Origin of the sequence: Pseudoalteromonas sp. SG45-1, from assembly GCF_014164135.1 — a bacterium.
Lineage (GTDB): Bacteria > Pseudomonadota > Gammaproteobacteria > Enterobacterales > Alteromonadaceae > Pseudoalteromonas > Pseudoalteromonas distincta.
Window position 1 is genome coordinate 144,498 of the sequence record NZ_JACJEP010000002.1, and the last position, 24,546, is coordinate 169,043.

Consider the following 24,546-nt stretch of genomic DNA (forward strand, 5'->3'; position numbering starts at 1 on the left):
TAGGTGTGCATTGCAGGAGGTTTTAAATGCAGGCGTTATTAATGCCCGTGATCACCGTTGATGGCCCAAGTGGTTCAGGTAAAGGAACTGTTTGTCGCTTGTTAGCCGACAAGTTAGGGTGGGATGTATTAGATAGCGGTGCGATTTATCGTGTTTTATCTTTAGCTGCACTTCATCACCAAATTGCATTAGACAATGAAGAAGGGCTTGTCCCGCTTGCTGCAAATTTAGATGTGCAGTTTTTGGTAGATAGCCAAACTAATGCAGGAAAAGTTATTTTAGAAGGCGAAGATGTAACCACTACTATTCGTAATGAAGAAGTAGGCGCTGCGGCTTCAAAAGTTGCAGCATTACCTCGCGTTCGTGAAGCGTTATTACGTCGCCAGCGTGCATTTCGCACTGAAAATGGCTTAATTGCCGATGGCCGTGATATGGGCACTGTGGTTTTTCAAGATGCGCCGTTAAAAATATATTTAACAGCCAGTGCACAAGAGCGTGCTCGTAGACGCTTTGTTGAGTTGAATACGCGCGGCCTTGATGTTACACTAAGTGGTCTATTACAGGACATTCAAGCTCGTGACGAGCGCGATATGAATCGCACCGTTGCTCCGCTTGTACCTGCAGAGGATGCTATTGAGATCGATACTAGCGATCTTAATGCACAGCAAGTGTTTGATAAGGTAATAACTTTATTGGATATTGCTATCTCTGAAGGTAAGCTTCCTAAACGAAGCTAAACACATTTTATGCGCCAGCAGGATGCCAGTGCTATTTTAACAACCCCATGCAGCATGGTTGCTTATTGGTATTAATATATGAGACGTATATTCGTATGTCAGAAAATTTTGCGCAGTTATTTGAAGAAAGCTTAAAGGGTTTTGAAGCAGAGCAAGGCTCTATCGTTAAAGGTACAGTAATCTCTATCGAGAATAACATTGTACTTGTAGATGCTGGTCTTAAATCAGAAAGTGCTATCCCTGCAGAGCAGTTCAAAAATGCTGCTGGTGAACTAGAAGTTGCTGTAGGCGACGAAGTAGATGTTGCACTAGATGCAATTGAAGACGGTTTCGGTGAAACTATCCTTTCTCGTGAGAAAGCTAAGCGTCACGAAGCATGGATCCGTCTTGAGAAAGCATGTGAAGAGCAAGAGACTGTTACTGGTGTTATCAACGGTAAAGTTAAAGGCGGTTTCACAGTTGAAGTTGATTCAATCCGTGCTTTCCTACCTGGTTCACTTGTTGATGTTCGTCCAGTACGTGACACAACTCACCTTGAAGGCAAAGAGCTTGAATTTAAAGTAATCAAGCTTGACCAAAAACGTAACAACGTTGTTGTTTCACGTCGTGCAGTTATCGAATCTGAAAACTCACAAGAACGTGAAGAGCTTCTTGCTAACCTTGTTGAAGGCCAAGAAGTTAAAGGTATCGTTAAGAACCTTACTGACTACGGTGCATTCGTTGACCTTGGTGGTGTTGATGGTCTACTACACATTACTGATATGGCTTGGAAGCGTGTTAAGCACCCTTCAGAAATCGTTAATGTTGGCGACGAAATCGCAGTTAAAGTTCTAAAATTCGACAAAGATAAAACTCGTGTTTCTCTAGGCCTTAAACAGCTTGGTGAAGATCCATGGGCAGCTATCGCTGGTCGTTACCCAGAAGGTTCTAAACTTTCTGGTCGTGTTACTAACCTTACAGATTACGGCTGTTTCGTGGAAATCGAAGAAGGCGTTGAAGGTTTAGTACACGTTTCTGAAATGGATTGGACTAACAAGAACATCCATCCTTCAAAAGTTGTAAGCCTTGGCGACACTGTTGAAGTTATGGTTTTAGAAATTGACGAAGAACGTCGTCGTATTTCTCTTGGTCTTAAGCAATGTATTGCTAATCCTTGGCAGGAATTTGCTCGTCTACAAAACAAAGGCGATCAAGTTACTGGTAAGATCAAATCAATCACTGACTTCGGTATCTTTATCGGTCTTGACGGTGGTATTGACGGTCTTGTACACCTTTCAGACATTTCTTGGAATACACCTGGCGAAGAAGCTGTACGTGAATTCAAGAAAGGCGACGAAATCACTGCTATCGTATTGCAAGTTGACCCAGAGCGTGAACGTATCTCTCTAGGTGTTAAGCAAATCGAAGCTGACCCATTCAATAACTACCTTGATGCAAACAAAAAAGGTGCTATTGTTAAAGGTAAAGTGACTGAAGTTGATGCGAAAGGCGCAACTGTTGAACTTATCGAAGGCGTTGAAGGTTACATCCGTGTAGCTGATATCGCTCAAGAGCGCGTTGAAGATGCAACTACTGTTGTTTCTGTAGGCGACGAGATTGAAGTTAAATACGTTGGTGTTGATCGTAAGAACCGCACTTTAAGCTTATCTGTAAAAGCTCTTTTCGAAGCTGAAGAGAAAGAAGTACTAGAGAAGCTTAAGAAAGAAGAGCCAGTGTTTGAAAACGCAATGGCAGCTGCTTTCGCAAATGCACAAAAAGACTAATATATAATTAGTTTTTAGTTGGAAGGGCATTTTTTGCCCTTCCTATATCTCTTTTTAAGGAAACGCTATGACTAAGTCAGAATTGATAGAAATACTTGCGGAACAACACGCACACGTTCCAGTGAAAGATGTTGAGAATGCTGTAAAAGAAATTCTTGAACAAATGGCCGGCTCATTATCTACTTCAGATCGTATTGAGATCAGAGGTTTTGGTAGTTTCTCTTTGCATTTCCGCGCTCCTCGCACAGGTCGTAATCCTAAGACTGGCGATACAGTTGAGCTTGAAGGAAAGCATGTACCTCATTTTAAACCAGGCAAAGAATTACGCGACCGCGTGAATGAAAGCATTGCCTAGTTAACTTAGTGGAGTAGTTACTTGTTCAAGGTATTAAAAATTATTCTGGTTGCACTATGCCTTATCAGTGCATTTGTATTAGGGTCACAAAACCCACAGTTAGTACAAGTAAATTACATTATAGCCAGTAATACACTACCTTTAGCTGTAATAATAAGTATCTGCTTTTTATTAGGTGTTTTGATTGGTTGTTTTATTAGCTTTAAATTGTTTTCGCAATTAAAGTGGCAAAACTACCGCTTAAAAAAGCAATTAGCGCCTGAAAAAGATAAAAAAAAGCTTGCCGCGAATAAAGACACCTAACTATGATTGAGCTTTTGTTTTTACTATTACCTGTTGCCGCTGGTTACGGTTGGATTATGGGTAAAAACAGTGCTAAAAACCAAGCTCATCAACTTAATCGTCAGATCACTTCTGAATATAGCAAAGGCTTAAAATTTCTACTCGATAGAGAAGAAGATCAAGGCTTAGAGCATTTAATCAACTTACTTGAAGTTTCAGCCGACTCTGTTGAACACTATTCTACACTTGCCACCATGTTTCGCCGTAGAGGTGAATTAGACCGCGCAATAAAAATTCACGAACTTCTATTAAAACACCCAAGCTTAAATGAACAACAAGCTGCAACTAGCCGTTTAGAACTAGCCGAAGATTATATAATGGCCGGACTACTAGATAGTGCGGAAGAGCACTTAGTTTGGTTAGTTAAAGCAGGGCATGTAGAAGCGCTGGACCCTATTATCACTTTATATTCGCAAACCCGTGAGTGGGAAAAAGGCATCAACATGTTTGAAGCCCATAGCGAACTATTTTCAAAAGAACAGCAATTTAAAGCAATTGCTAATTTTTATTGTGAGTCAGCTTTAAGTGACAATACACCCCAACTAATGAGAAAAGCGATTAGCTTAAATTATAAAGCCGTGCGTCCGCTTTACGAGTTAGGGTTAGTTGCTTACGCAAAAGAAGATTACGTTAAAGCTATTTATTACTGGCGTGAACTTGTCTCTCAATTTACCTTGTTTGCTCCGTTGTTTATTGATGAGCTTGCACACAGTTATAAACAATTGAATTTGACGCATCAATTTCACGAGTTAGTCAGTGACTTGTTAGAGAAGGGCGGTGTATTAATTAAAATAAAGCATTGCCAAGCATTACTTGAGCAAGGTCACACCAAGCAAGCCTTTGAATTTTTAACTGATAGCTTAAAACGTCAACCTACTATTCGTGGTTTTAGTTTTTTACTGCAATTAATGGGTGACCAAAATAAAAATACTAAAGAAGTACTTAACGAAATTGATAAGCTTGTAACCTCTTATATTGCTACAAAACCAGATTTCCAATGCCAGCATTGTGGTTTTACAAGCTACACCATATATTGGAACTGCCCTTCTTGTAAGCATTGGGAAACCATTGTTCCAAGTCGAGGCTTAGACGGATTTTAATAACCCCATAATTAATAACTTTACTGCCATTCACTAGGATAGTTATGTCTTTCGAACACTCAAAAAAAATTCTTATTGCATTAGATTACGATGATCAAGAAGTTGCTTTAAACTTTGTTAAACAACTTTCTCCTGATACTTGCCGTCTCAAGGTCGGCAAAGAAATGTTTACCTATTTTGGACCTGCATTTGTTAAAGAGTTAATTGATTTAGGTTTTGATGTTTTCTTAGATTTAAAGTTTCATGATATTCCTAATACAGTAGCTAAAGCGGTTACTGCAGCTGCTAAAATGGGGGTGTGGATGGTAAACGTTCATGCTTCTGGTGGCTTTGAAATGATGAGCAAAGCTAAATCGGCTCTAGAGAAATTTGGTGACAAAGCGCCATTACTTATCGCTGTTACTGTGTTAACAAGTATGGATGAAACAGAGCTTAAGCGTTTAGGTGTTGATAAATCAGCTCAAGAGCAAGTTATTTATTTAGCTAAGCTTGCAAAGGAAGCTGGGCTTGATGGTGTTGTGTGTTCTGCACAAGAAGCAAAAGCTTTAAAAACAGAGTTAGGTGATAGCTTTAAGCTTGTTACGCCTGGTATACGCCCTGAAGGGAGTGATGCGGGTGATCAAAAGCGTATAATGACACCTAAGCAAGCTATAGATTCAGGAAGTGACTATTTAGTTATAGGCAGACCGATTACTCAAGCAGATAATCCAGTAAAAGTGCTTAGTGATGTTAATAACTCTATAGCTTAATTTAACAATAAGCAGTCATATAGTGCTAAAACCCCTTACCTTATGTGAGTTTTATGTTACATTAATAAAATCAAAATGTAGTAGGGGTTTGTTTTGAAGTTATTTTTTGGTTCTATAGTAATTGTTATTGCGGGTTTTTCAGTAAATAAGTACGTTTTTTCTAATAAAGCATATGATGGTGTAACAACCGTTACAGATATAATTCCAACGTACCCAGTCGATATGTTTGATTTTAAAAAAACAATGCAAGATTATGCTCACCATCTGTGTTACAAAAATGAAGATACACTCATATCTCAGCATGTAAGCGTTAGTGAATGTATATCAAAGCTTGATGATAAAAAAACAGAATGTGAAAAAAAGGTTTTTCGTTTGGCGCCGCTCAATCTTGAGTCGGAAGTTGAAGTGCTTGATTATTCAAGGCAATATACGCAATGTACATTGCCTTATAAATATATTTTAGGTTAATTACAAACAGGTATTATTAGTAATTACAGCCAATTATAATTAAGATCTTAAGCGAATGGATTTCGCTTCAATATCTATTAACTCTTGTTTAAATAAGCCACCAATTGCTTTTTTATAATTAGCCTTACTTGTAGAAAACATCTTTTTTATTGCTTCAGGATCAGACTTATCACCAAGTGGAATAACACCGCCTTCGTTTTTAAGCTTTTGCATAATAGTTTCACCAAGGTCACTTACTTTTCCCATACCTGGCTTTTCTAGTACAACATCAATTTTTCCGTCGTCACGTACTTTTTGAATATAGCCTTTAAGCTTTTGACCCACAAATAAGCTTTTAAATACCATATTGTAAAAAACAACACCGAAGTGCGACTCTTCAATTAATACTTTGTAGCCAATATCTGTTTTGCCAGCAACAATTAAATCCACTTCTTGTAAGTGAGTATATTGCGGCTCATCTTTTGATAAGAAACGATTAAAATTGTTTGAGGCACAAATACGTTGGCTTGCATTATCAAGGTACAGGCGTACTAAATAAGAATGGCCTTCTTGCATGCGTGGCTTTTGTTCATTAAAAGGTGCAAGCACATCTTTCTCAAGCCCCCAATCTAAAAATGCCCCAATACTATTTATTTCTTTAACGCGTAGTAGGGCATACTCGCCAACTTGAGCATGTGGTTTCTTTATTGTTGCTGTGGCTAAATTAGCATTGTCTAAAAAGATAAATACACTAATACTATCGCCCGCTTCAAGCTCATGTTTTATTTCTTGTTTTGGTAAAAATACTTCACCTAAATCATGGCCGTCTAAGTAAGCACCTTCGTTACTCACTTCTTTTACAAATAATGTTTGTGTGGTTCCTAGGTAACTCATAATTATTCCTGCTCAGGCTTTTTTTTACGGCGCATTGGTGTATCGCCATCAATGTTCATCGGTGCTTTAATTGGTGCTGTAGGCTTTTTAGGTTTAGCTTTGCGTTTAAATGCAGGCTTTTTAACAGCGGCGGCTTTTTCTTTAGATTTGTCCCACGCTGCCTCAGGTTTTTTCTCTTTTAAACCTTTAAACTTAGCTTTTAAGCTCTCTATGCTCGCAAATTTTAATTCGTCATTTAAAAATGCTTTAATAGCTAAATAACTTGCCCAATCTTTTGGGCCAACTAATGAAATTGCATTTCCTTTAAAGCCAGCACGTCCTGTACGACCTATGCGGTGTACATATTCTTCAGCGTGTTTTGGTAAATCAAAGTTAATAACGTGCGTTACGCTCAACAAATCTAAACCACGAGATGCAACGTCGGTGGTGATCAATATTTTAAAGTTTTCGCGACTAAACGAATCCATGATATCTAAACGTTTGTTTTGCGTTAAATCACCAGCAAGCGCTACAGATTTGAAGCCTTTAGCATTAAGCGCTTCACTCAAACGGCTCGTGTCAAAACGCGTTGCTGTGAAGATAATACATTGACCAACATCATCTTGGTTTAAAAAATACTCTAATAACGCTTCTTTATGATCAAGGTGATCGGCAAGGTATAACGTTTGTTTAATATCACTATGTTGCTCATTTGCTGCACTTAGCGTAATTTGCTTTGGTTTTTTTAATAGGTTACGTGATAGTGCATCTACTTGTGCATGGTCAAGTGTTGCAGAAAACAATAACGTTTGACGTAGACGGTGATTAGCTTGCTCGTTAATCATTTTTAACTGCTCGGTAAAGCCTAAATCTAAAATACGGTCGGCTTCATCAAAAATAAGCAGTTCTAGTCCACTCAATTGCAATGAGCGTTTTGTAATGTGATCAGCTAAACGCCCAGGTGTAGCAACTACGAATTGTGGGTCGTTTCTAAGTGCTTTTATTTGGTCATTAAAGTTTTCGCCGCCAAGTATTTTAACTGCCTTAATAGCTGTACCAGCAATTAATAAACGCAGCTGAGTAAATACTTGCGTAGCAAGCTCACGCGTAGGAGCAACAATAAGTACACGAGGATCGCGTTTACTGAGTGCTTTTTGTTTCATAACCCTTTGTACAGCAGGTAATAAAAACGCCAAGGTTTTGCCCGACCCAGTTTTAGACTGAGCGAAAATGTCATGCCCTGCAAGTGCGGTAGGCACTGCATGCGCTTGAATATCGGTGGGCTGGGTGATCCCTTGATGTGCTAGTTGTGTTTCAAGGCGTGTATCAATCCCAAGATCAGTAAACTGCAATGTGTGTTTCTCCAAAATGAGCAAATTAACTCTATAAATTTATCAGCGCATTATAGCTTACACAGCTAGGTCGCTAACAGTAAAAACCAATCTATAGCGCTATTTTTTGCAATTAAACTAAAAAAGCGTAAAATACACGCCCCATATGCGCCGGATTTACGATTCGGTAGACGCCAATATTGGCTAACAAGGCAAAATAGGAAATATAATGACTGTTGTTCATAAAGATAATGTAACGGGCGATCACTTTGTAGTGTGTGCGCTGTATAAGTTTGTAGGTTTACCTGAATTTGAAGCTATCCGTAAGCCATTACTAGAAGTGATGGAAGCAAATGAAGTACGCGGTACTTTATTGCTCGCTGCCGAAGGTATAAACGGCACTGTTTCTGCAAAACGAGAAGGGATAGACAACTTATTAGCATGGCTAGATGAGCAACCAAATTTAAAAAACATCGTTACAAAAGAATCTTACGACGATGAATGTCCGTTTTACCGCACTAAAGTAAAACTAAAAAAAGAAATTGTAACGATGGGCGTTGAAGGCGTAGATCCGCTTAAAGTTGTGGGTAGCTATGTAAAGCCAAATGAGTGGAACGCACTTATATCTGACCCTGAAGTAATTTTAATTGATACACGTAATGATTACGAAATTGAAATTGGTACATTTCAAAATGCGGTCGATCCAAATACTAAAACCTTTCGCGAATTTCCACAGTGGGCAAAAGAAAACTTAGACCCTGAGAAACACAAAAAAGTGGCGATGTTTTGTACCGGCGGTATCCGCTGCGAAAAATCGACAGCCTACATGAAAGAGCAAGGTTTTGATGAAGTTTATCACCTTGAAGGCGGTATCTTAAAATACCTAGAAGAAGTGCCAAAAGAAGAAACCATGTGGGAAGGCGAGTGTTTTGTATTTGATAATCGCGTTGCGGTTGATCATGACCTACAAAAAGGCTCTTATGATCAATGCCACGCGTGTCGTATGCCAATTACAGAAGACGAAAAGTTAAAGCCTGAATACATGGAGGGCGTCTCTTGTCATCATTGTATTGAAGAAGTAACGGACGAACAACGCGCACGTTTTGCAGAGCGCCAAAAGCAAATAGAATTAGCGCAAGCGCGTGGTGAGGGCCATATTGGTAATGAAGCACAAGCTGTTTTACAGCAACGTAAAGAAGCTAAAAAAGCCCAAAAAGACGCTCAGCGCGGTAAATAAATTTATACAATAAATATTACATTTAAAGAGTCTATTTAGGCTCTTTTTTTGTGCCTAAATTTGTACAGTAATTGTTTTCACACCCCGATGATAGTGTTAATCTGCAAAACAGATTTAGTCATTTTAATGCGCATACAGGAAGGGATTTATGCAAGCCGAACAAGTTGAAATCGCACAATTTTTAGCACAACATCCTCCTTTTGATGACTTACCTCAAAAAGCGCTTAATGAGTTAGCTCAACAAGTAGAAGTGGCTTATTTTAGAGCAAAAACAGATATCTTGAGTTTTGGACAAGACATTTCTGATTTGTATGTAATTAGAAGTGGCTCTGTAGAAATGTACCGCCGAAATGGCGAGCTGTATAATCGTTTGGCTACCGCAGGTATATTTGGTCAAATGGGTTTATTGATGAACCGTAAGGTACGTTTTCCTGCAACTGCTCTTGAAGATACGTTAGTATATTGCATAAATGTCGAGCTATTTAATCGTTACTGTGATGAGTTTGATGCGTTTGCTGATTACTTCGAAACAGACGGTAACGTGCGTTTGCATCAAGCTATTGTCGAACAAGCCGATGGCAATGACCTGACAACCGCGAAGGTAAAATCATTAATTCACAGAGATGTAGTCACCGTAGATGCAACCTCTACGATACAAGATATCGCTAAATTAATGACCGAAGAGGCGGTATCGTCAGTGTTGGTAACCGATGTAAATAAACCCATAAATGATGACCCAGAAGAAGATGATGGACAAGTAGTTGGTATAATAACCGATAGGGATTTACGCACTAAAGTAGTGGCTAAAGGGCTTGCCTTTAACACGCAAGCAAAAGACATTATGTCCACTAACTTAGTACTATTAGATGCTAATGACTATATTTTCGAAGCAGTACTTGCCATGCTTAGAGATAACTTACATCATTTGCCAGTAGTACAGAAAAGACGCCCAATAGGCGTTATCTCCCTCTCTGATATTTTGCGTTATGAATCCCAAAGCAGCTTATTACTTGTACGTGGCATACTGGCTCAACAAACAATAGAGGATTTGGCGCATTATGCACGCCAATTGCCCAATGTGTTTGTTCGTATGGTGAATGAAGATGCAAACTCACACATGGTTGGTACAGCCATGGCTGTTATAGGGCGTACATTTAAACAAAGACTACTTGTATTAGCAGAAGAAAAGTTTGGGCCACCTCCTGTGCCTTACTGTTTTATTGCTCTGGGCTCAATGGCTCGAGACGAGCAACTTATTGTAACCGATCAAGACAACGCGCTTATTTTAGATGACAGTTATGACGATGAAAAACATGACGCGTATTTTCAAAATATTGCCGATTTTGTGTGTGATGGTTTAGCGCAGTGTGGTTACACCTACTGTGATGGAGAAATTATGGCGTCGTTTAAAAAATGGCGTAAAACTCGCTCACAGTGGTTCGATCAATTTGCAGATTGGATAGCGCAGCCAAAACCACAAGCATTGCTTAATAGTTCTATATTTTTTGACTTAGACGGTGTGTGGGGTAAAACCAAGTGGGCCGACGAGCTTAAAATATTTATAGCAAAACAAAGTAAAGTAAATCGCGTATTTTTAGCTAATATGGCAGCAAATGCTAGAAATAGAACACCTCCACTAGGTTTCTTTAAAGGCTTTGTTATGGAGCATAATGGCCAACATAAGCGTTCAATGAACTTAAAGCGAAGAGGGACTGCACCTCTTTCTGATGTTATTCGCGTGCACGCATTGGCTATTGGTTCGCGTAAACAAAATTCGTTTGAGCGACTAGAAGACATTATTGAAGCGAAACTTTTACCACAGGGTAAAGCGCAAGATTTACGTGACGCACTTGAGTATATTGCCATGATGCGAATTCGCCATCAAGCGTGGCAAATAGAGAAGGGCGAAGAGCCCGATAACGACTTAGATCCACATTTACTTTCTCCGTTCGAGCAACGAAACTTAAAAGAGGCATTCGCCATTTTAGAAAAAGCACAAAGCTATTTAAAATTTAGCTACACAGCAAACTCTGGTGTAAAGTAGCCTATGAATCCGCGTAATCATAAAGCAATTGATTGGCAAGCTAGGTATAACGAGCTTGCCAATAGCACCAAAAATAAACTCCTAAAACACTTTTATGCGGGTGCTTATAATCAAAACAAAGCTGCAATAAAAGACGTGCCTTTTGTAGCAATGGATTTTGAAACAACAGGCTTAAATAGTCAAAACGACGATATAGTGAGTGTTGGTTTGGTGCCGTTCAATTTAGAGCGCATTTATTGTAAGCACAGTCGGCATTGGGTTGTGCAGCCTAGGCGAAACCTTCATGAAGAGTCTATTTTAATACATGGAATAACGCACTCTGAGGTGGACGACGCCCCCGACTTTAATCAAATTATAGAGCCTTTACTTGAAGCGCTCAGTGGTAAAGTTGTCGTGGTGCATTATGCCGCAATAGAACGTCACTTTTTAAATAATGCGTTATTGTTAAGGCTTAAAGAAGGTATTGAGTTTGCACTTGTTGATACAATGGAAATAGAAAAAAGAGCACTAAAAGCAAGGCAGGGTTTATTAGGGCGATTGTTTAACACAAAATTAGGTTCTCTTAGGCTAACAGATTGCCGTGCGCGTTATTCCCTACCAGCATATCAAAATCACAATGCGTTAACGGATGCACTTGCTACAGCAGAACTTTTACAAGCGCAACTGAGTTATCATTATCGTGTAGATACTCCAATCTCAGAGCTGTGGTTCTAGCTTTTAATGACCAAACAAAAAAACGCCGCAAAAATTGCGGCGTTTTCGTTACTAATTAAAAGTGTTACTTACTAAAAGTATTATTTAACTGGGCGAGGCTCAGTTCGTAAACCTAAAACTAAACTTAAACACATAAATAATAATACAATAGTAAATGGCAAGCCTGTGGAGACAGCGCCTGCTTGTAGTGCTTCAATTGCTTGTGTGCCACCAATCCAAAGTAAAGCAGCTGCAATTGCGCCCTCAACCGATGCCCAAAATATACGTTGTGGTACCGGTGCATCAATTTTACCGCCAGCTGTAATTGAATCAATTACTAATGAACCAGAGTCAGATGACGTAATGAAAAATACCAACACTAATAAAATTGCAATAAACGATAAAATATTAGATAAAGGTAATTCATCAAGCATTTGGAACATAGCTAAAGGTACATCAGTTAAACCATTAGTGCCTAACGCACCAACACCATTAACTACTTGATCAATCGCAATACCGCCGTAAATAGACATCCATAAAACAGTAACTAGAGTAGGGATAAGTAAAACCGCAATTAAGAATTCACGAATTGTACGACCACGTGATACACGCGCGATAAACATACCTACAAACGGTGACCAGGAAATCCACCAAGCCCAGTAAAACACAGTCCAACCATGCATCCATGTTTCGTCTTCACGACCGTGAGGATTACTCAATGGAATAATATTTTCTACATAGCCCATCACGGTAGTGGGTACATTACCCATTGCTACAGCAAAGCCTACTAAACATACAAACAATAATAATGAAAACGCAATTAGCATATTTACATTACTTAGTAGTTTCACACCACCGTCAATACCACGAACCACAGAGACAATGGCTAAAAGTGTTACACCCGCAATAACTAGAATTTGAGAGCCAATGCCACCTTCTGTACCAAATACATGGTTAATGCCTGCAGAAGCTTGCTGCGCACCTAAACCTAAAGATGTTGCAAGGCCAAATAACGTAGCAAGTACAGCTAAGATATCAATGATATGACCAGGCCAACCCCAAGCTCTATCACCTAATATAGGGTAAAAAATAGAACGAATTGAAAGTGGTAAACCTTTGTTATAGGTAAAAAATGCAAGAGATAAACCAACAACAGCGTAAATAGCCCAAGGGTGAAGACCCCAATGAAACATAGTTGCGCCCATTGCTAATTTTGCAGCTTCTGGTGTATTAGCGGCTACATTAAGCGGTGTTTCGTACCAACCAGTAAAGTAAGCAACTGGTTCAGCAACGCCCCAAAACATAAGGCCGATACCCATACCGGCAGCAAATAACATAGCAAGCCATGAAACGCGAGAGTGAGAAGGTTTAGCGCCATCACCACCAAGGCGAATATTACCGTAAGGAGAAACAATAAGTGCTAAACAAAAGAGTACAAAGAAGTTAGCAGCCCACATAAATAGGGCATCAAAATTATTAATAATATCGGTCTTGATACTATCAAGCGCTGTTTTTGCAGTTTGTGGGTCGGTAACAAGTATGGCGATTAAAAAGATGACAATCAGGCCCGCACTAGTTCCAAAAACAGGGTTGTGAATATCAAACCCCCACTTTTGTACGTTGTCCTGACCTACGGTGTAATCCGTGTTGTCAATACTATATTTGTCATGATTTTCCTTCATGCAATACCTCTTTAGTTGTCCTAACAAGCCAAAATAAATTCGGCGTCATATCGAATTACATTAGTCTTTAAATATTAAGTAAAAAGTAATACCGTAATTATTTGAAGACTAACTAATTTGAAGCGTGATCATACAGCTAGTAGTGTATGAGTTAAATATTAAATGTAAATGAATTTGTATTTAAAACGCTGTTTATATGGCCAAATTCATGATTTTTTCATTTAAAAGCCCTAAATTTAAAAATTCAGTGAACGTTAAAATTTAGTTTGCTATTAAAAGTATTAATTTACTTGGTTAAGTAAAAAAAGATCATTTTTAAGTAGCTTAATTAATGCTTAAATATTAGGGCTTGTTAGTCTTTTAGGATTGAAATTTGTTAAGTCTAGTCGCGATTTAATCGCTCCTAGATTTATAGCTTAGCGGTTCGGTAACAGCTTATGCGTTATTTTTCATGCTTGCATGCACGTAAGAATAATCAAAAACCGGCTAGCGAAGAGCAAATTTCTCTTCAAGGCTATTATAAATTTATAAGCCGATAAGCACCTTTAATCAAGTTGTAATATGAATATGATTTAACACAACATTAGGGCATGTTGAATTTTGGCGATTGAATTTACAGTAGTATGTTTGGTTTTTAGGCAAGGCAGAGCCTATGTAGTGTGGTCATTCCCCATAAATAGGCGATAACGCAGCATAAATACCAAACATACACTGCCCTTTGGGTTCTTTCTAGGGACGATTAACTCTTTGTTACTCGGTTTTTACTTAGCCCACTAGGTTACAAACCTCGTGCCGCGATTTAATCGCCCCTAGATTGAACAAATTTCAATCCAAAAAGCTCAGCATGCCCTAAGCTATATTTTATAAATAGATAGGCAAAGGATTAATACTATTATGCGTGAAAGCGTTACAAACGATACCAATCAAAATGTACTTGTTAAACGCTTTTGCAGCGTTAGAGACGAAAGCCTAGCTATTATTGAGCCACTCACTGTAGAAGATTGCCAATTACAAGCTATGGCTGATGCCAGTCCTACTAAATGGCATTTAGCGCATACCACGTGGTTTTTTGAAACATTTTTACTTAGTGTTCATTGTAAACAGTACGCAGTGTTTAACCCTCACTATAAAATGCTTTTTAATTCTTACTACAATGGGATTGGAGAGCAATTTAAACGGGCAAACAGAGGAAGCTTATCTAGGCCAGGTTTAGACGAAGTGCTAGCTTACAGAGAACATGTAGATAGCCGCGTGATTGAATTACTTAAGACTGACGTTAACCCGCACATTAAAGATATTATTGAACTTGGGTTACACCACGAGCAACAGCATCAAGAACTAATGCTTATGGACATCAAATATAACTTTTCAGTAAATCCATTATTTCCTCAATATAAAACATCGCTTTTAAATAGCCAAAAAAAATCAGCTGATATTAAACCCCTTAATTTTATCAATTTTGAACAAGCCATTATTAATATTGGCACAAATGCCGACGATGAATTTGCATATGATAACGAGTGCCCCAAACACCAAGTACTAATTCATCCATTCAGTTTTGCTAATAGATTGGTCACTAATGGTGAATATTTAGACTTTATAAATGCCGGTGGATATAGCAATCCACAATATTGGTTAAGCGACGGTTGGGCGCATATTCAAAACACTCGTTTAACGCATCCATTATATTGGCATTACATAAATAACGAATGGTTTGAGTTTACACACTATGGATTGCAGCCTTTAAATTTAAGCGCTCCCATCAGCCATGTTAGTTATTTTGAGGCCAGCGCCTACGCTAATTTTGTAAAGGCTCGCTTGCCTACAGAGTTCGAGTGGGAATATGCAGCTAAAAATACACCTTCAACAGACACTAATAATAACTATCTAACACCACAACAAACAAAAGATGATACTGAAATAAACCAGTTAACGGATTCATGTTGGCAATGGACAAACAGTGCATATTTGCCATACCCCGGTTTTAAGCCTATTGAAGGAGTAGCAGGGGAATACAATGGTAAATTTATGAATAACCAAATGGTGTTACGGGGTGGGTGTGTGTTTACCCCTCAAAACCATTTACGACAAACATACCGAAATTTTTATTACCCACATCAAGCGTGGATGTGCAGCGGGATAAGACTAGCTAAGGATATAGTATGAGCCAAGTAACAGCGATTAAACAAAGTAACATAACCGACACTGAATTTTTAAACGACGTGATAAGCGGATTAACTCAACAACAAAAAACGCTTCCGTGTAAGTATTTTTACGATGATAAAGGTGCTGCATTATTCGAGCAAATAACATCCTTACAAGAGTATTATGTTACACGTACGGAGTTGTCTATTTTAGAGCAATACTCGCAGTCGATTGCTCAAATGCTACCTGAAAATCTCTCTATTATTGAGCCTGGGTGTGGTTCGGGTAAAAAGGTCGCGTATTTATTAGCGCACATGGCAAAGGTAAAAACCTTCGTACCGTTTGAAATTTCTGAGGAGATGCTCAGTTATTCACTTGCACATTTGTCACCATTATTCCCAGATTTGGCCATTTCGCCATTACTAGGAGACTTTACACATAGCCAAATGGTTAAACAGCTAACCAAAGACACCGCTTTAGATAGTCAAACCAATTTAGTGTATTTTCCAGGCTCTACTCTTGGTAATTTTGCCCCAGTTAAAGCTATAGAAATTATGAATAATTTCCATCGCTTATGTGGTTTAAACGGTTATGTATTAATTGGGGTTGATTTACTAAAAGAGCGCCAAGTGCTACTTGATGCATATAACGATAAAGCGGGAATCACCGCTGCATTTAATAAAAATTTACTACAACGTATTAATAACGAGCTAAACGGCACATTTAATTTAGATAACTTTAGCCACGAGTCACGCTTTAACGAGCAACATAGCCGTATTGAAATGCATTTAGTAAGTAACTGTAATCAAAGCGTGGTTATAAATGATCAGCAAATAGACTTTATTGAAGGCGAAAGTATCCATACAGAAAACTCTCATAAGTACACGCTCGAATCGTTTAAGCAGCTTGCAGCGCAAGCTAATTTAAAGTTAGAGCAAACATGGCAAGACGATAGTAACTATTTTGCATTGTGCTTATTAAGACCGCTATAAACGTTTACTTAATATGTTTAGGGCGTGTTGATCTTTGATAGTTGAATTTGCAGCAATATGTTTGGTTTTTAGGCAAGGCAGAGCCTATGAAGTGTGGTTATTCCACATAAATAGGCGATAACGCAGCATAAATGCCAAACATGTGCTGCCCTTCGGGTACTGCCTAGGGGCGATAAACTATTTGTTGCTCGATTTTTACTTAGCCCACTAGGTTACAAACCTCGCGCCGCGCTTTAATCGGCCCTAGATTGAACAAATTTCAATTCGCAAAGATCAACACGCCCTAGTAAATGACAACTTTAGCATTGCTAAACTCATAGCTTAGCAATGCACCATTATTTGATTGCTGTATAAGCTTAGCTTTATTTAAACCATGTAGTCTAAATAGCAGGGGGGCAATAACAGATACCGCAGAGCCCGTTGCACTGTCCTCATTTACTCCAAACTGGGGTGCAAAATATCTAAAATGCGCTATAGCATTTTTTTTGTCCATATTTTTTATACTAAGCGCTATAACTGCATTTTTGTGGAGTTTACTCAAAGCTTTAAAATCAACGTGTAAGCTTTTTAAATCGTCTTTTTCAACGTCTTTACTAAATCCTTTATTAAATTCTTCATTAAATAATACAACCGTATAACCGTTTTTATCACCGGTACTGTAGGCTACTTTTATTGCTAATGAAAACACACTTTTTAACTCACCTTTAGCTAATTCGCTTTTTTTAGGCTCTATACTTTTTAGTAACAACTGTGCGCGTTGTTTTTTTACTCTTATAGTAAAGCGCTCATTACTCATTGATATAAATACTTCAGGGCAATAACCAAAATACTTTATTAAAAAATTAGCGGCCGCTAAAGTACCATGCCCACAGCGTTTAATTTCACTTGTTTGGTTGAACCAGCGAATATTACAATGGCGTTTAGTTATCTCATTTTGATTTAAAAATACGGTAGCAGGGTGGTTTGATTGTGATGCAATATATTGCATTGTTTTTGATGTTAACCCAATTTTATAAATAACAATTAAAGCACTTGAGCCTTTTAAGTTATTTGCAGGGCTATAAAAAACAGATTCGGTGGAAGTGAGTTTTATACAGCGAAGCGTAAGCCATTTGGGCTTACGCTTCGTTAAACAAAGAGTGTTATCCTTTGCTTGCATACGCGTCGTTATGAACGCCCGCAGCACGACCTGATGGATCTGCATTGTTTTGGAACGATGCGTCCCATGCAAGTGCTTCAGGAGTCGAACACGCTACCGATTTGCCATGTGGTACACATTTAGCTGATGCATCTCCAGGAAAGTGCGATTCAAAAATAGTACGGTAGTAGTAAGCTTCTTTTGAATCTGGCGTATTAATAGGGTATTTAAATTTAGCATTTGCAAGCTCTTGATCGCTCACTTGCTCATTTACAAACTCTTTTAACGTATCAATCCAACTGTAACCAACACCGTCTGAAAATTGCTCTTTTTGGCGCCATAAAACTTCATCAGGCAAGTAGCCATCAAAACCTTCACGTAAAATGTGTTTTTCGATTTTGCCATCTTTACACATTTTGGCTTCAGGGTTGATACGCATAGCAACATCAACAAATTCTTTATCAAGGAACGGTACACGTGCTTCAACGCCCCATGCTGCCATTGATTTATTAGCACGTAAACAGTCAAACATATGCAGTTTTGATACTTTACGGTTTAGCTCTTCATGAAACTCTTGTGCGTTAGGGGCTTTATGGAAGTATAAGTAACCACCAAATAGCTCATCAGCACCTTCGCCAGATAACACCATTTTAATGCCCATTGCTTTAATTTGGCGAGCCATTAAGTACATAGGTGTAGAGGCACGAATCGTTGTTACATCATACGTTTCAATATGGTAAATCACTTCACGCAGTGCATCAATACCTTCTTGAATGGTAAAAATGATAGGGTGGTGAATAGTACCAATCATGTCAGCTACTTTTTGGGCAGCGGCTAAATCAGGTGAGCCCTCAAGGCCTACTGAAAAAGAATGCAGCTTAGGCCACCATGCATCGCTCTCATCGTTATCTTCAATACGTTTTGCAGCAAAACGCTGGGTAATAGCAGAGATAACCGATGAGTCTAAACCACCAGAAAGTAATACACCGTAAGGCACGTCACACATTAGCTGGCGTTTAACGGCCGCTTCTAATGCATCTTTAACGTCTTGCGCTTGTGCGCTGTTATCTTTAACTGCATCAAATGTTTCCCAATCACGCTTGTAATAAGGCGTCATTTTGCCATCTTTGCTGTACAGGTAATGCCCTGGTGGAAATTCTTCAATATGCTTACAAATTGGAGAGAGTGCTTTTAGCTCTGAAGCAACGTAAAAGTTACCGTGCTCGTCGTGACCAGTGTAAAGAGGGATAATACCAATATGGTCACGGCCAATTAAGTAAGCGTCATTTTCTTCATCATATAAACAAAATGCAAAAATGCCATTTAGATCATCTAAAAAGTCAGGCCCTTTTTGTTTATAAAGCGCTAAAATAACTTCACAGTCTGATTGAGTTTGAAAAGTAAAATCAACATCTAGCTCTGCTGCAAGTTCTTTATGATTATAAATCTCGCCATTAACCGCTAAAATATTTGTTTTTTCAGGATTGTATAAAGGCTGTGCACCGCTTGATACACCAACAATAGCTAAACGCTCATGTACTAAAATAGCTTTTTCAGATGCATATACACCAGACCAATCTGGGCCACGGTGTCTAAGCAGCTTTGACATTTCAATTGCTTGGGTACGCAATTGAGCGGGATCAGATTTAATATCTAATACCCCAAAAATTGAACACATAGTAACTCCTCATTCCTATTATGTGTGCAGCAAAGCCAATTTGCTGTGCTGCGAAACCTTGTTTTATCAGAAAAAATTACTCAAGTCACATAGCTTTTACAATTAATTAAGAATAATTTATGCACCAAGTTATATGTAACCGCACCAAAGTGGTCAATGCGTGGTGCCCGCTGCTATTTTTACGTCGTTATTATTGTTCAAAGCTTGTGCAATCATCACTTTTAGCGCGTTAATAACAGTGTCTTCACACATGCTTGGTGCGCCATTGTGGTGCACAGCTTGGCTTGGTAAATAAGGAATATGCACAAAGCCACCCTTCATTACAGCGTAGTGATCATTTATGTAATGCATAAGACCATACATAACGTGATTACACACATACGTACCTGCCGTATTGGAAATGGCAGCAGGTATATTGCTGTTGTGCAGTGCTTGTAACATACGCTTTATTGGCAAGTTAGTGAAATAGGCATCAGGGCCATTTTTTTCTATTGGTGAATCGACAGGTTGCTTACCTGCATTGTCTTTAATGCGTGCATCGTCAACGTTTATTGCAATACGCTCAATTGATATTTCGCTGCGCCCACCAGCTTGACCTATACATAAAACAACCGCCGGATTATGTGACTCAATGGCGTTTATAAGCTGACTAATAGACGTATTAAACTCATAGGCAAGTTCTAGTGTATATATTTTATGTTTCATGATGATAGTTTCATCAAGTTTTTGCACTGCTTGCCAAGAAGGATTGATAGTTTCGCTACCAAAAGGCGCAAAGCCGGTAATTAATACACACGCCATAGAAGAAGTTGATTTAGTCATTACACACCAAGCTATACATTAAAATAATATTAACGGCGAGTAAGGTAACTGCCGTCTGAATTTGAACCTTTATTACATGGTACTTATCTTTTAAGTCTAAAAGAGCTGTAGGAATAATATTTAATTTGCTGTCATAGGCGTCATTAACGTACCGCAATTGCCGCTATACATGCAGAGCGCAACTAATGGAGCAGGGCTTGCGCAATGACCTTCAATTAAAAATATACCTACACAATACAAAACAACCAGTATTAAACGATTATCAGGGCCAATAATTTAAGTCGAACATAGTTTTCCTATTTATTTTTAGAATATTTTTATAGGTTATTTTTAAGTGCAAGGCTCAATTGATGTAGGTGTCCGTCAAGTTTCTGCTTCGCCTTCGCTGCTTCTTCAAACGTTACATATTTAAACTCAACAGTATCTAAAGGTCTAAACTGTGCAAATTGACGTAAGTCGGCTTCAATAACAGTCCCTAGCAGAGGGTAGCCCCCTGTAGTTTGGCCATCATTTAGTAACACAATTGGCTCTCCACTTGGTGGGAGTTGAATACTCCCAGGGCTCACCCCTAATGATGGCAAAGAGTGCGAATGCCCCAAATTATTTTTATGCTCAAGCCTTACACCCATTCGGTTACTATTATTGCTGACTTTAAAAGCGGTAGACACAAAGTTGCTTAGTAAAGGCTCGCCTAATAAGTCGGCATGAGGGCTTGGATGCAGGCGTATAAGTTTGCGCTGGGCGGGAGCAATTGCGCCTACCTTTATAAACTCTCCATAATAAGGAGTAATAGGTATTTCATCACCAGTGGTGAGAGATCTACCTTCAAAACCACCAAAACATGCGTTTAAATCTGTAGATTTAGAACCCATAACCTCAGCATTTTGTATACCGCCTTTCACTGCTAAATAAGCTCTTAAGCCTGCTCTACCAGTAGCAAAACTTAGGACTTGTTTGTTTTTTACTGCGTATGTCCAACCAGGATAAATTGCATGTCCATCAAGGGTTGCTTGCAAATCTGCACCATGAAGCGCAATTACTGTGTCGCAGGTAAATTCCAGTTCGCACAAACCCACAGTTATTTCTAAAACGGCATCATTGTCGTTATTGTTAAGTAATCTATTAGCAATGATTTGTGCAATAGGGTCTAAGCTACCCGCTTTGCTTACACCTAAATGGCGGTAGCCCTCACGGCCAAAATCTTGAATTGTAAGTAATACACCACTTTTAAGTACTTTAATCATGATTTGCTCCTTTATTAACGAGCGGAACAAATTCAAGCGTATCGCCTGGTTGAATTAAACAAGGTTGCTCAGAGGTCGAATCAAACAAAGCAGTATCTGTATGACCTATTATATGCCAACCACCTGGGGTATCTGCGGGGTAAATTCCGGTTTGTGCAGCACCTATCGCAACAGAGCCTTTAGGAACTTTAATGCGTGGCTCATCACGTCTTGGTGTATGTAATTGCTCATTTAAGCCATGTAGGTAAGCAAAACCGGGCTGAAAGCCTAAAAATAAAACGTGGTACTTGGTTTTACTATGAATATTAATAACTTCATCGGCACTTAAATTATGATAGCGAGCCACGTAATTAATGTCCCCACCCTTGTATGTGGTTTTGATTAAGTGATGCTGCCCCTTAAAAGTACTCGTTTTAATATCATTCCACAGCGAAGGTAGCACTCGTAACCACTTATTTAAGTGTTTATCTGATTTTAAATAAAGAGTGAGCGAGTTCATGGCCGGCACCAAATCGCTAAATTCATCAGTGCTTTTACAGTGGCTAGCTAGAGCCCAAATTTTCTTTTGAATAGAGAGTATATCTGTAGCGTCTAAATGCGATGCATCAAACAGTAAACTACTGTTTGTTAATGCATAAATATGAGGAGCTGGCTTCATTAAATAAACCTATTTGTACAACATAATTTAAACGTAACACAGTTTTATTAATTTATTTACACCATTGCGACTAAGTGGTTATGTTTATTGCCCAACTTACTTTAAGAGTAGTTTTATATTCAATTAATCGTATTTAACTTATTGAAGACCAAAACTTAATACGCTTCGTACTAAATAAGTAATTAGGTTGAAATGAAAATTAGGATAAGGAGGTCTTAGTTAGCACGCACTTGTTTAAGAGGTACTTTATGAAACACCAGCATTTATTATATTTATCAGGCGCTGCTATTATATTTAGCGCAGGCAGCTTTGCTTTATCTATGGAAAAGGTTGAGCACAGTAATGTAGAAGCCACCATGCATGTAGAAACCATTGTACTTGGATCGGGTTGTTTTTGGGGAGCCGAAAAACGCTACGAAGCGCTTAATGGCGTTATTGATGCTGAATCGGGGTACGCTGACGGCAATGGCTTTAAAGCTACCTACAGAAACATTACTGATCAGTCTCGTCGTTTTGACGAGAACAATTATGCTGAAGTTGTACAAGTTATGTATAACAGCAATATAATTTCAGCAGAAGATCTCTTAAAAAACTATTTTGAAAGTCACGACCCTACACAAAAAAATCGCCAAGGTAACGACATTGGTACTCAATACCGCTCAATTGTATTAACGACCACTGATGCGCAAGCTAAAGTAGCTGAGCAAGTTAAATCGCAATATCAGCAGCTTTTAACTGATGCGAGCTATGGCAAAATTGAAACAGTTATTAAACCGCTTCAAGGTTTTGTATCGGCAGAAGAGTATCATCAAAATTATTTAGAAAAGAACCCTAATGGCTATTGCCCAGATCATTCTACCGGTGTTGTTTTTAATAAAACACCTGTAGAAAAAGTAGATAACACGGCTTTATTATCAGGAAAACAAATCGTAGTTTTAGATTCACGTGAATACTGCCCATACTGTGAAAAATTCAAAAAAGCAGTCGCAAATGATTACAAAGGGACAATACCAATGTCGTTTCGCCATGCTGACCAACTTGATGATTTAACTATTAAGTCAGCCACGTGGGCAACACCGACCATTTTATTTTTAGAAAATGGTATTGAGGTATATGGCCGTCAAGGTTACGCAACGCCTGAAGAGTTTTATAAAGCATTAGGCGCTTTTAAATTAGGCAACAGTGATGCTTATAAAGTTGCATTTGATGCACGAACAGATAGACCTTACTGTAAAGAGTACAAAGAGTTTAAAAATACACCAGACGGCACTTTTGTTGATAAATTAAGTGGCGAGCCACTATTTGATACAAGCGATAGATTTAACTCAGGTACTGGTTGGTTGTCCTTTACTCATCCTGTAAAAAACAACGTAACACAGCACGACGATAGCAGCTGGGGCATGACACGCATTGAGCTTCGATCTAAAAGTACAGGCATACACCTAGGTCATTTATTTCCTGGTGAAGGTCCAAGAGGTCGCGATCGTTACTGTATTAATGCAACAGTCCTTGATTTTGTACCGAGAGATAAAAGCTAAACCTCTTCTTTGCGAAGCCTGATTTTAATCAGGCTTTTTTTTTTGCTTAAAACAAAATAGGTTTATCATAATCTTTGCAATTTTGTTAAAATTAAAGCGTGCAGCTAATTGTCAATAATATTACTTAGGTTATTAATGAATCAATTTAAAAAAATAGCAACGCAGTTAATATATTTGCCATTCGCTTTACTGCTTTTAATAAACAACGCTAAATCAGCGACTCATTACGTAGTAGGCGTAGAGAATATAGAATACCTTCCATACTACGATGGTAGTGGGGCTGATAACCGCGACTATTATGGTTTCAGTCAAAAGTTACTTACCTTGTTTGCCCAGCAGCATGAGTTTGAGTTTGAGTTTTACACACTACCTATTAATCGACTTTACAAAGAATTTGTGGAACATCGCCATGTCGACTTTAAGTATCCAGATAACCCTAGCTGGAAATCAAGCTACAAAGCTTCATTTATTGATGTAAATAAAATTATTTATTCGCAGCCAACCGTTGTGACTAAAACGGGCATTGCGAGTTTAAATATAAATATCACTATTGATGAATGCATTAGTTTTGCAACGGTAAGAGGGTTTACGCCTCAAAGCTTTAAACCGTTAATGAATAATGAAAACGTTGAGTTAATAGAAACAGCTAACGTAATTGAATTAATAGAGTTGCTTTTAAAAGAGCGGGTGGAGTGTATTTACATATCTAACGATGTATTAAATTATAACCTCCTAAAATACTTTAAATTAACCCGAGCTGTTTATTTTCAAAACGAATTGCCGACAGATTTACAAGCCTTTTTATTATCGTCGATTGACTACCCTGACATAATCAAGAAATTTAATACCTTCTTGATTTCACATAAAGTGCAAATAAGTAAATTAAAAAAAGAATATCAAATTAAAAATTAACTAAAAAAGCCCCGTAAGTTATAACTTACGAGGCTTTTAAAAGTATTAAACTTATATTACATATCA

The 24,546-nt window shown here is 38.4% G+C and carries 22 protein-coding genes and 1 pseudogene; 14 read left to right on the top strand and 9 right to left on the bottom strand.

What is annotated here, in order from left to right:
- The first annotated feature begins 26 nt into the window (after positions 1 to 26).
- The 7 genes from cmk to H5117_RS02995 all read left to right on the top strand — a co-directional run bounded on the left by cmk (position 27) and on the right by H5117_RS02995 (position 5,514).
- Positions 27 to 737: a (d)CMP kinase gene (gene cmk / locus H5117_RS02965; RefSeq protein ID WP_002961166.1), complete on the top strand. Its 711-nt coding sequence runs from the start codon at positions 27 to 29 to the stop codon at positions 735 to 737.
- 95 nt (positions 738 to 832) lie between these two features.
- Positions 833 to 2,500 carry a 30S ribosomal protein S1 gene (rpsA, locus tag H5117_RS02970; protein ID WP_002961176.1) on the top strand — a complete coding sequence of 556 codons (1,668 nt, stop codon included), beginning with the start codon at positions 833 to 835 and terminating at the stop codon, positions 2,498 to 2,500.
- A 67-nt stretch (positions 2,501 to 2,567) separates the two neighbouring features.
- Positions 2,568 to 2,855 (top strand): integration host factor subunit beta, encoded by a 288-nt coding sequence (gene ihfB, locus H5117_RS02975; RefSeq protein ID WP_002961178.1) that lies wholly within the window; start codon positions 2,568 to 2,570, stop codon positions 2,853 to 2,855.
- Between the two features lie 21 nt (positions 2,856 to 2,876).
- Positions 2,877 to 3,158 (top strand): lipopolysaccharide assembly protein LapA domain-containing protein, encoded by a 282-nt coding sequence (locus tag H5117_RS02980; protein WP_039489780.1) that lies wholly within the window; start codon positions 2,877 to 2,879, stop codon positions 3,156 to 3,158.
- A 2-nt stretch (positions 3,159 to 3,160) separates the two neighbouring features.
- Complete coding sequence (gene lapB / locus H5117_RS02985; protein ID WP_002961182.1) at positions 3,161 to 4,297, top strand: lipopolysaccharide assembly protein LapB; 1,137 nt, start codon at positions 3,161 to 3,163, stop codon at positions 4,295 to 4,297.
- 44 nt (positions 4,298 to 4,341) lie between these two features.
- On the top strand, positions 4,342 to 5,046 hold the full coding sequence (pyrF, locus tag H5117_RS02990) for an orotidine-5'-phosphate decarboxylase (RefSeq protein ID WP_149602755.1): 705 nt from the start codon (positions 4,342 to 4,344) through the stop codon (positions 5,044 to 5,046).
- 93 nt (positions 5,047 to 5,139) lie between these two features.
- Positions 5,140 to 5,514, top strand: a complete 375-nt coding sequence (locus H5117_RS02995) for a hypothetical protein (RefSeq protein WP_024595713.1) — start codon at positions 5,140 to 5,142, stop codon at positions 5,512 to 5,514.
- A 39-nt stretch (positions 5,515 to 5,553) separates the two neighbouring features.
- On the opposite strand, the gene H5117_RS03000 is transcribed toward H5117_RS02995, so the two are convergent.
- The gene (locus H5117_RS03000) at positions 5,554 to 6,387 is read right to left on the bottom strand and encodes a S1 RNA-binding domain-containing protein (protein WP_002961188.1); all 834 of its coding nucleotides are present in this window, start codon (positions 6,385 to 6,387) and stop codon (positions 5,554 to 5,556) included.
- A gap of 2 nt (positions 6,388 to 6,389) precedes the next feature.
- Complete coding sequence (locus H5117_RS03005) at positions 6,390 to 7,718, bottom strand: DEAD/DEAH box helicase (protein ID WP_182736102.1); 1,329 nt, start codon at positions 7,716 to 7,718, stop codon at positions 6,390 to 6,392.
- Between the two features lie 208 nt (positions 7,719 to 7,926).
- Between H5117_RS03005 and H5117_RS03010 the strand changes: the two genes are divergently transcribed.
- The 3 genes from H5117_RS03010 to H5117_RS03020 all read left to right on the top strand — a co-directional run bounded on the left by H5117_RS03010 (position 7,927) and on the right by H5117_RS03020 (position 11,692).
- Entirely contained in the window at positions 7,927 to 8,934 is a 1,008-nt protein-coding gene (locus H5117_RS03010) for a rhodanese-related sulfurtransferase (RefSeq protein WP_002961191.1), read from the top strand.
- A 148-nt stretch (positions 8,935 to 9,082) separates the two neighbouring features.
- Positions 9,083 to 10,978 (top strand): DUF294 nucleotidyltransferase-like domain-containing protein, encoded by a 1,896-nt coding sequence (locus tag H5117_RS03015; protein WP_182736103.1) that lies wholly within the window; start codon positions 9,083 to 9,085, stop codon positions 10,976 to 10,978.
- A 3-nt stretch (positions 10,979 to 10,981) separates the two neighbouring features.
- The gene (locus tag H5117_RS03020) at positions 10,982 to 11,692 is read left to right on the top strand and encodes a 3'-5' exonuclease (protein WP_182693286.1); all 711 of its coding nucleotides are present in this window, start codon (positions 10,982 to 10,984) and stop codon (positions 11,690 to 11,692) included.
- An 80-nt stretch (positions 11,693 to 11,772) separates the two neighbouring features.
- Here the strand turns inward: H5117_RS03020 and H5117_RS03025 are convergent, their stop codons facing one another.
- On the bottom strand, positions 11,773 to 13,353 hold the full coding sequence (locus tag H5117_RS03025) for a BCCT family transporter (RefSeq protein ID WP_182693287.1): 1,581 nt from the start codon (positions 13,351 to 13,353) through the stop codon (positions 11,773 to 11,775).
- Positions 13,354 to 14,247: 894 nt separating this feature from the next.
- Between H5117_RS03025 and egtB the strand changes: the two genes are divergently transcribed.
- Together egtB and egtD are read left to right on the top strand one after the other, a co-directional pair.
- Complete coding sequence (gene egtB, locus H5117_RS03030) at positions 14,248 to 15,519, top strand: ergothioneine biosynthesis protein EgtB (RefSeq protein WP_182736104.1); 1,272 nt, start codon at positions 14,248 to 14,250, stop codon at positions 15,517 to 15,519.
- A complete protein-coding gene (egtD, locus tag H5117_RS03035; RefSeq protein ID WP_182736105.1) occupies positions 15,516 to 16,490 on the top strand; it encodes an L-histidine N(alpha)-methyltransferase in 975 nt (324 codons plus the stop codon). The genes egtB and egtD overlap by 4 nt, the downstream gene beginning before the upstream one ends.
- 283 nt (positions 16,491 to 16,773) lie before the next feature.
- Here the strand turns inward: egtD and H5117_RS03040 are convergent, their stop codons facing one another.
- The 6 genes and pseudogenes from H5117_RS03040 to pxpB form a co-directional block, all read right to left on the bottom strand.
- Positions 16,774 to 17,649, bottom strand: coding sequence for a PhzF family phenazine biosynthesis protein (locus H5117_RS03040; RefSeq protein WP_182736106.1), 876 nt, complete (start codon positions 17,647 to 17,649; stop codon positions 16,774 to 16,776).
- Positions 17,633 to 19,306 carry an asparagine synthase B gene (gene asnB, locus H5117_RS03045; RefSeq protein ID WP_138489011.1) on the bottom strand — a complete coding sequence of 558 codons (1,674 nt, stop codon included), beginning with the start codon at positions 19,304 to 19,306 and terminating at the stop codon, positions 17,633 to 17,635. The genes H5117_RS03040 and asnB overlap by 17 nt, the downstream gene beginning before the upstream one ends.
- Positions 19,307 to 19,459: 153 nt before the next feature.
- On the bottom strand, positions 19,460 to 20,128 hold the full coding sequence (gene pcp / locus H5117_RS03050; RefSeq protein ID WP_182695009.1) for a pyroglutamyl-peptidase I: 669 nt from the start codon (positions 20,126 to 20,128) through the stop codon (positions 19,460 to 19,462).
- Positions 20,121 to 20,401: pseudogene (locus H5117_RS03055) on the bottom strand (5-oxoproline transporter, DUF979 family subunit); the annotation flags it as partial. The pseudogene H5117_RS03055 and the gene pcp, both read right to left, overlap by 8 nt.
- A gap of 44 nt (positions 20,402 to 20,445) precedes the next feature.
- The gene (locus H5117_RS03060) at positions 20,446 to 21,372 is read right to left on the bottom strand and encodes a biotin-dependent carboxyltransferase family protein (RefSeq protein WP_182720859.1); all 927 of its coding nucleotides are present in this window, start codon (positions 21,370 to 21,372) and stop codon (positions 20,446 to 20,448) included.
- The gene (gene pxpB / locus H5117_RS03065) at positions 21,365 to 22,030 is read right to left on the bottom strand and encodes a 5-oxoprolinase subunit PxpB (protein ID WP_182736107.1); all 666 of its coding nucleotides are present in this window, start codon (positions 22,028 to 22,030) and stop codon (positions 21,365 to 21,367) included. Before pxpB ends, H5117_RS03060 begins: the two co-directional genes overlap by 8 nt.
- Positions 22,031 to 22,278: 248 nt before the next feature.
- Here pxpB and msrA point away from each other — a divergent pair, with 248 nt between their 5' ends.
- The gene (gene msrA, locus H5117_RS03070) at positions 22,279 to 23,568 is read left to right on the top strand and encodes a peptide-methionine (S)-S-oxide reductase MsrA (RefSeq protein WP_039489755.1); all 1,290 of its coding nucleotides are present in this window, start codon (positions 22,279 to 22,281) and stop codon (positions 23,566 to 23,568) included.
- Between the two features lie 135 nt (positions 23,569 to 23,703).
- Positions 23,704 to 24,480 (top strand): amino acid ABC transporter substrate-binding protein, encoded by a 777-nt coding sequence (locus H5117_RS03075; RefSeq protein WP_182736108.1) that lies wholly within the window; start codon positions 23,704 to 23,706, stop codon positions 24,478 to 24,480.
- Positions 24,481 to 24,546 lie beyond the last annotated feature (66 nt).

Coding starts and splice junctions, on each gene's coding strand:
- cmk (WP_002961166.1), top strand. CDS start 27: ATGCAGGCGTTATTAATGCCCGTGATCACCGTTGATGGCCCAAGTGGT.
- rpsA (WP_002961176.1), top strand. CDS start 833: ATGTCAGAAAATTTTGCGCAGTTATTTGAAGAAAGCTTAAAGGGTTTT.
- ihfB (WP_002961178.1), top strand. CDS start 2,568: ATGACTAAGTCAGAATTGATAGAAATACTTGCGGAACAACACGCACAC.
- lapB (WP_002961182.1), top strand. CDS start 3,161: ATGATTGAGCTTTTGTTTTTACTATTACCTGTTGCCGCTGGTTACGGT.
- pyrF (WP_149602755.1), top strand. CDS start 4,342: ATGTCTTTCGAACACTCAAAAAAAATTCTTATTGCATTAGATTACGAT.
- H5117_RS03000 (WP_002961188.1), bottom strand. CDS start 6,387: ATGAGTTACCTAGGAACCACACAAACATTATTTGTAAAAGAAGTGAGT.
- H5117_RS03010 (WP_002961191.1), top strand. CDS start 7,927: ATGACTGTTGTTCATAAAGATAATGTAACGGGCGATCACTTTGTAGTG.
- H5117_RS03015 (WP_182736103.1), top strand. CDS start 9,083: ATGCAAGCCGAACAAGTTGAAATCGCACAATTTTTAGCACAACATCCT.
- H5117_RS03020 (WP_182693286.1), top strand. CDS start 10,982: ATGAATCCGCGTAATCATAAAGCAATTGATTGGCAAGCTAGGTATAAC.
- H5117_RS03025 (WP_182693287.1), bottom strand. CDS start 13,353: ATGAAGGAAAATCATGACAAATATAGTATTGACAACACGGATTACACC.
- egtB (WP_182736104.1), top strand. CDS start 14,248: ATGCGTGAAAGCGTTACAAACGATACCAATCAAAATGTACTTGTTAAA.
- egtD (WP_182736105.1), top strand. CDS start 15,516: ATGAGCCAAGTAACAGCGATTAAACAAAGTAACATAACCGACACTGAA.
- H5117_RS03040 (WP_182736106.1), bottom strand. CDS start 17,649: ATGCAAGCAAAGGATAACACTCTTTGTTTAACGAAGCGTAAGCCCAAA.
- asnB (WP_138489011.1), bottom strand. CDS start 19,306: ATGTGTTCAATTTTTGGGGTATTAGATATTAAATCTGATCCCGCTCAA.
- pcp (WP_182695009.1), bottom strand. CDS start 20,128: ATGACTAAATCAACTTCTTCTATGGCGTGTGTATTAATTACCGGCTTT.
- H5117_RS03060 (WP_182720859.1), bottom strand. CDS start 21,372: ATGATTAAAGTACTTAAAAGTGGTGTATTACTTACAATTCAAGATTTT.
- pxpB (WP_182736107.1), bottom strand. CDS start 22,030: ATGAAGCCAGCTCCTCATATTTATGCATTAACAAACAGTAGTTTACTG.
- msrA (WP_039489755.1), top strand. CDS start 22,279: ATGAAACACCAGCATTTATTATATTTATCAGGCGCTGCTATTATATTT.
- H5117_RS03075 (WP_182736108.1), top strand. CDS start 23,704: ATGAATCAATTTAAAAAAATAGCAACGCAGTTAATATATTTGCCATTC.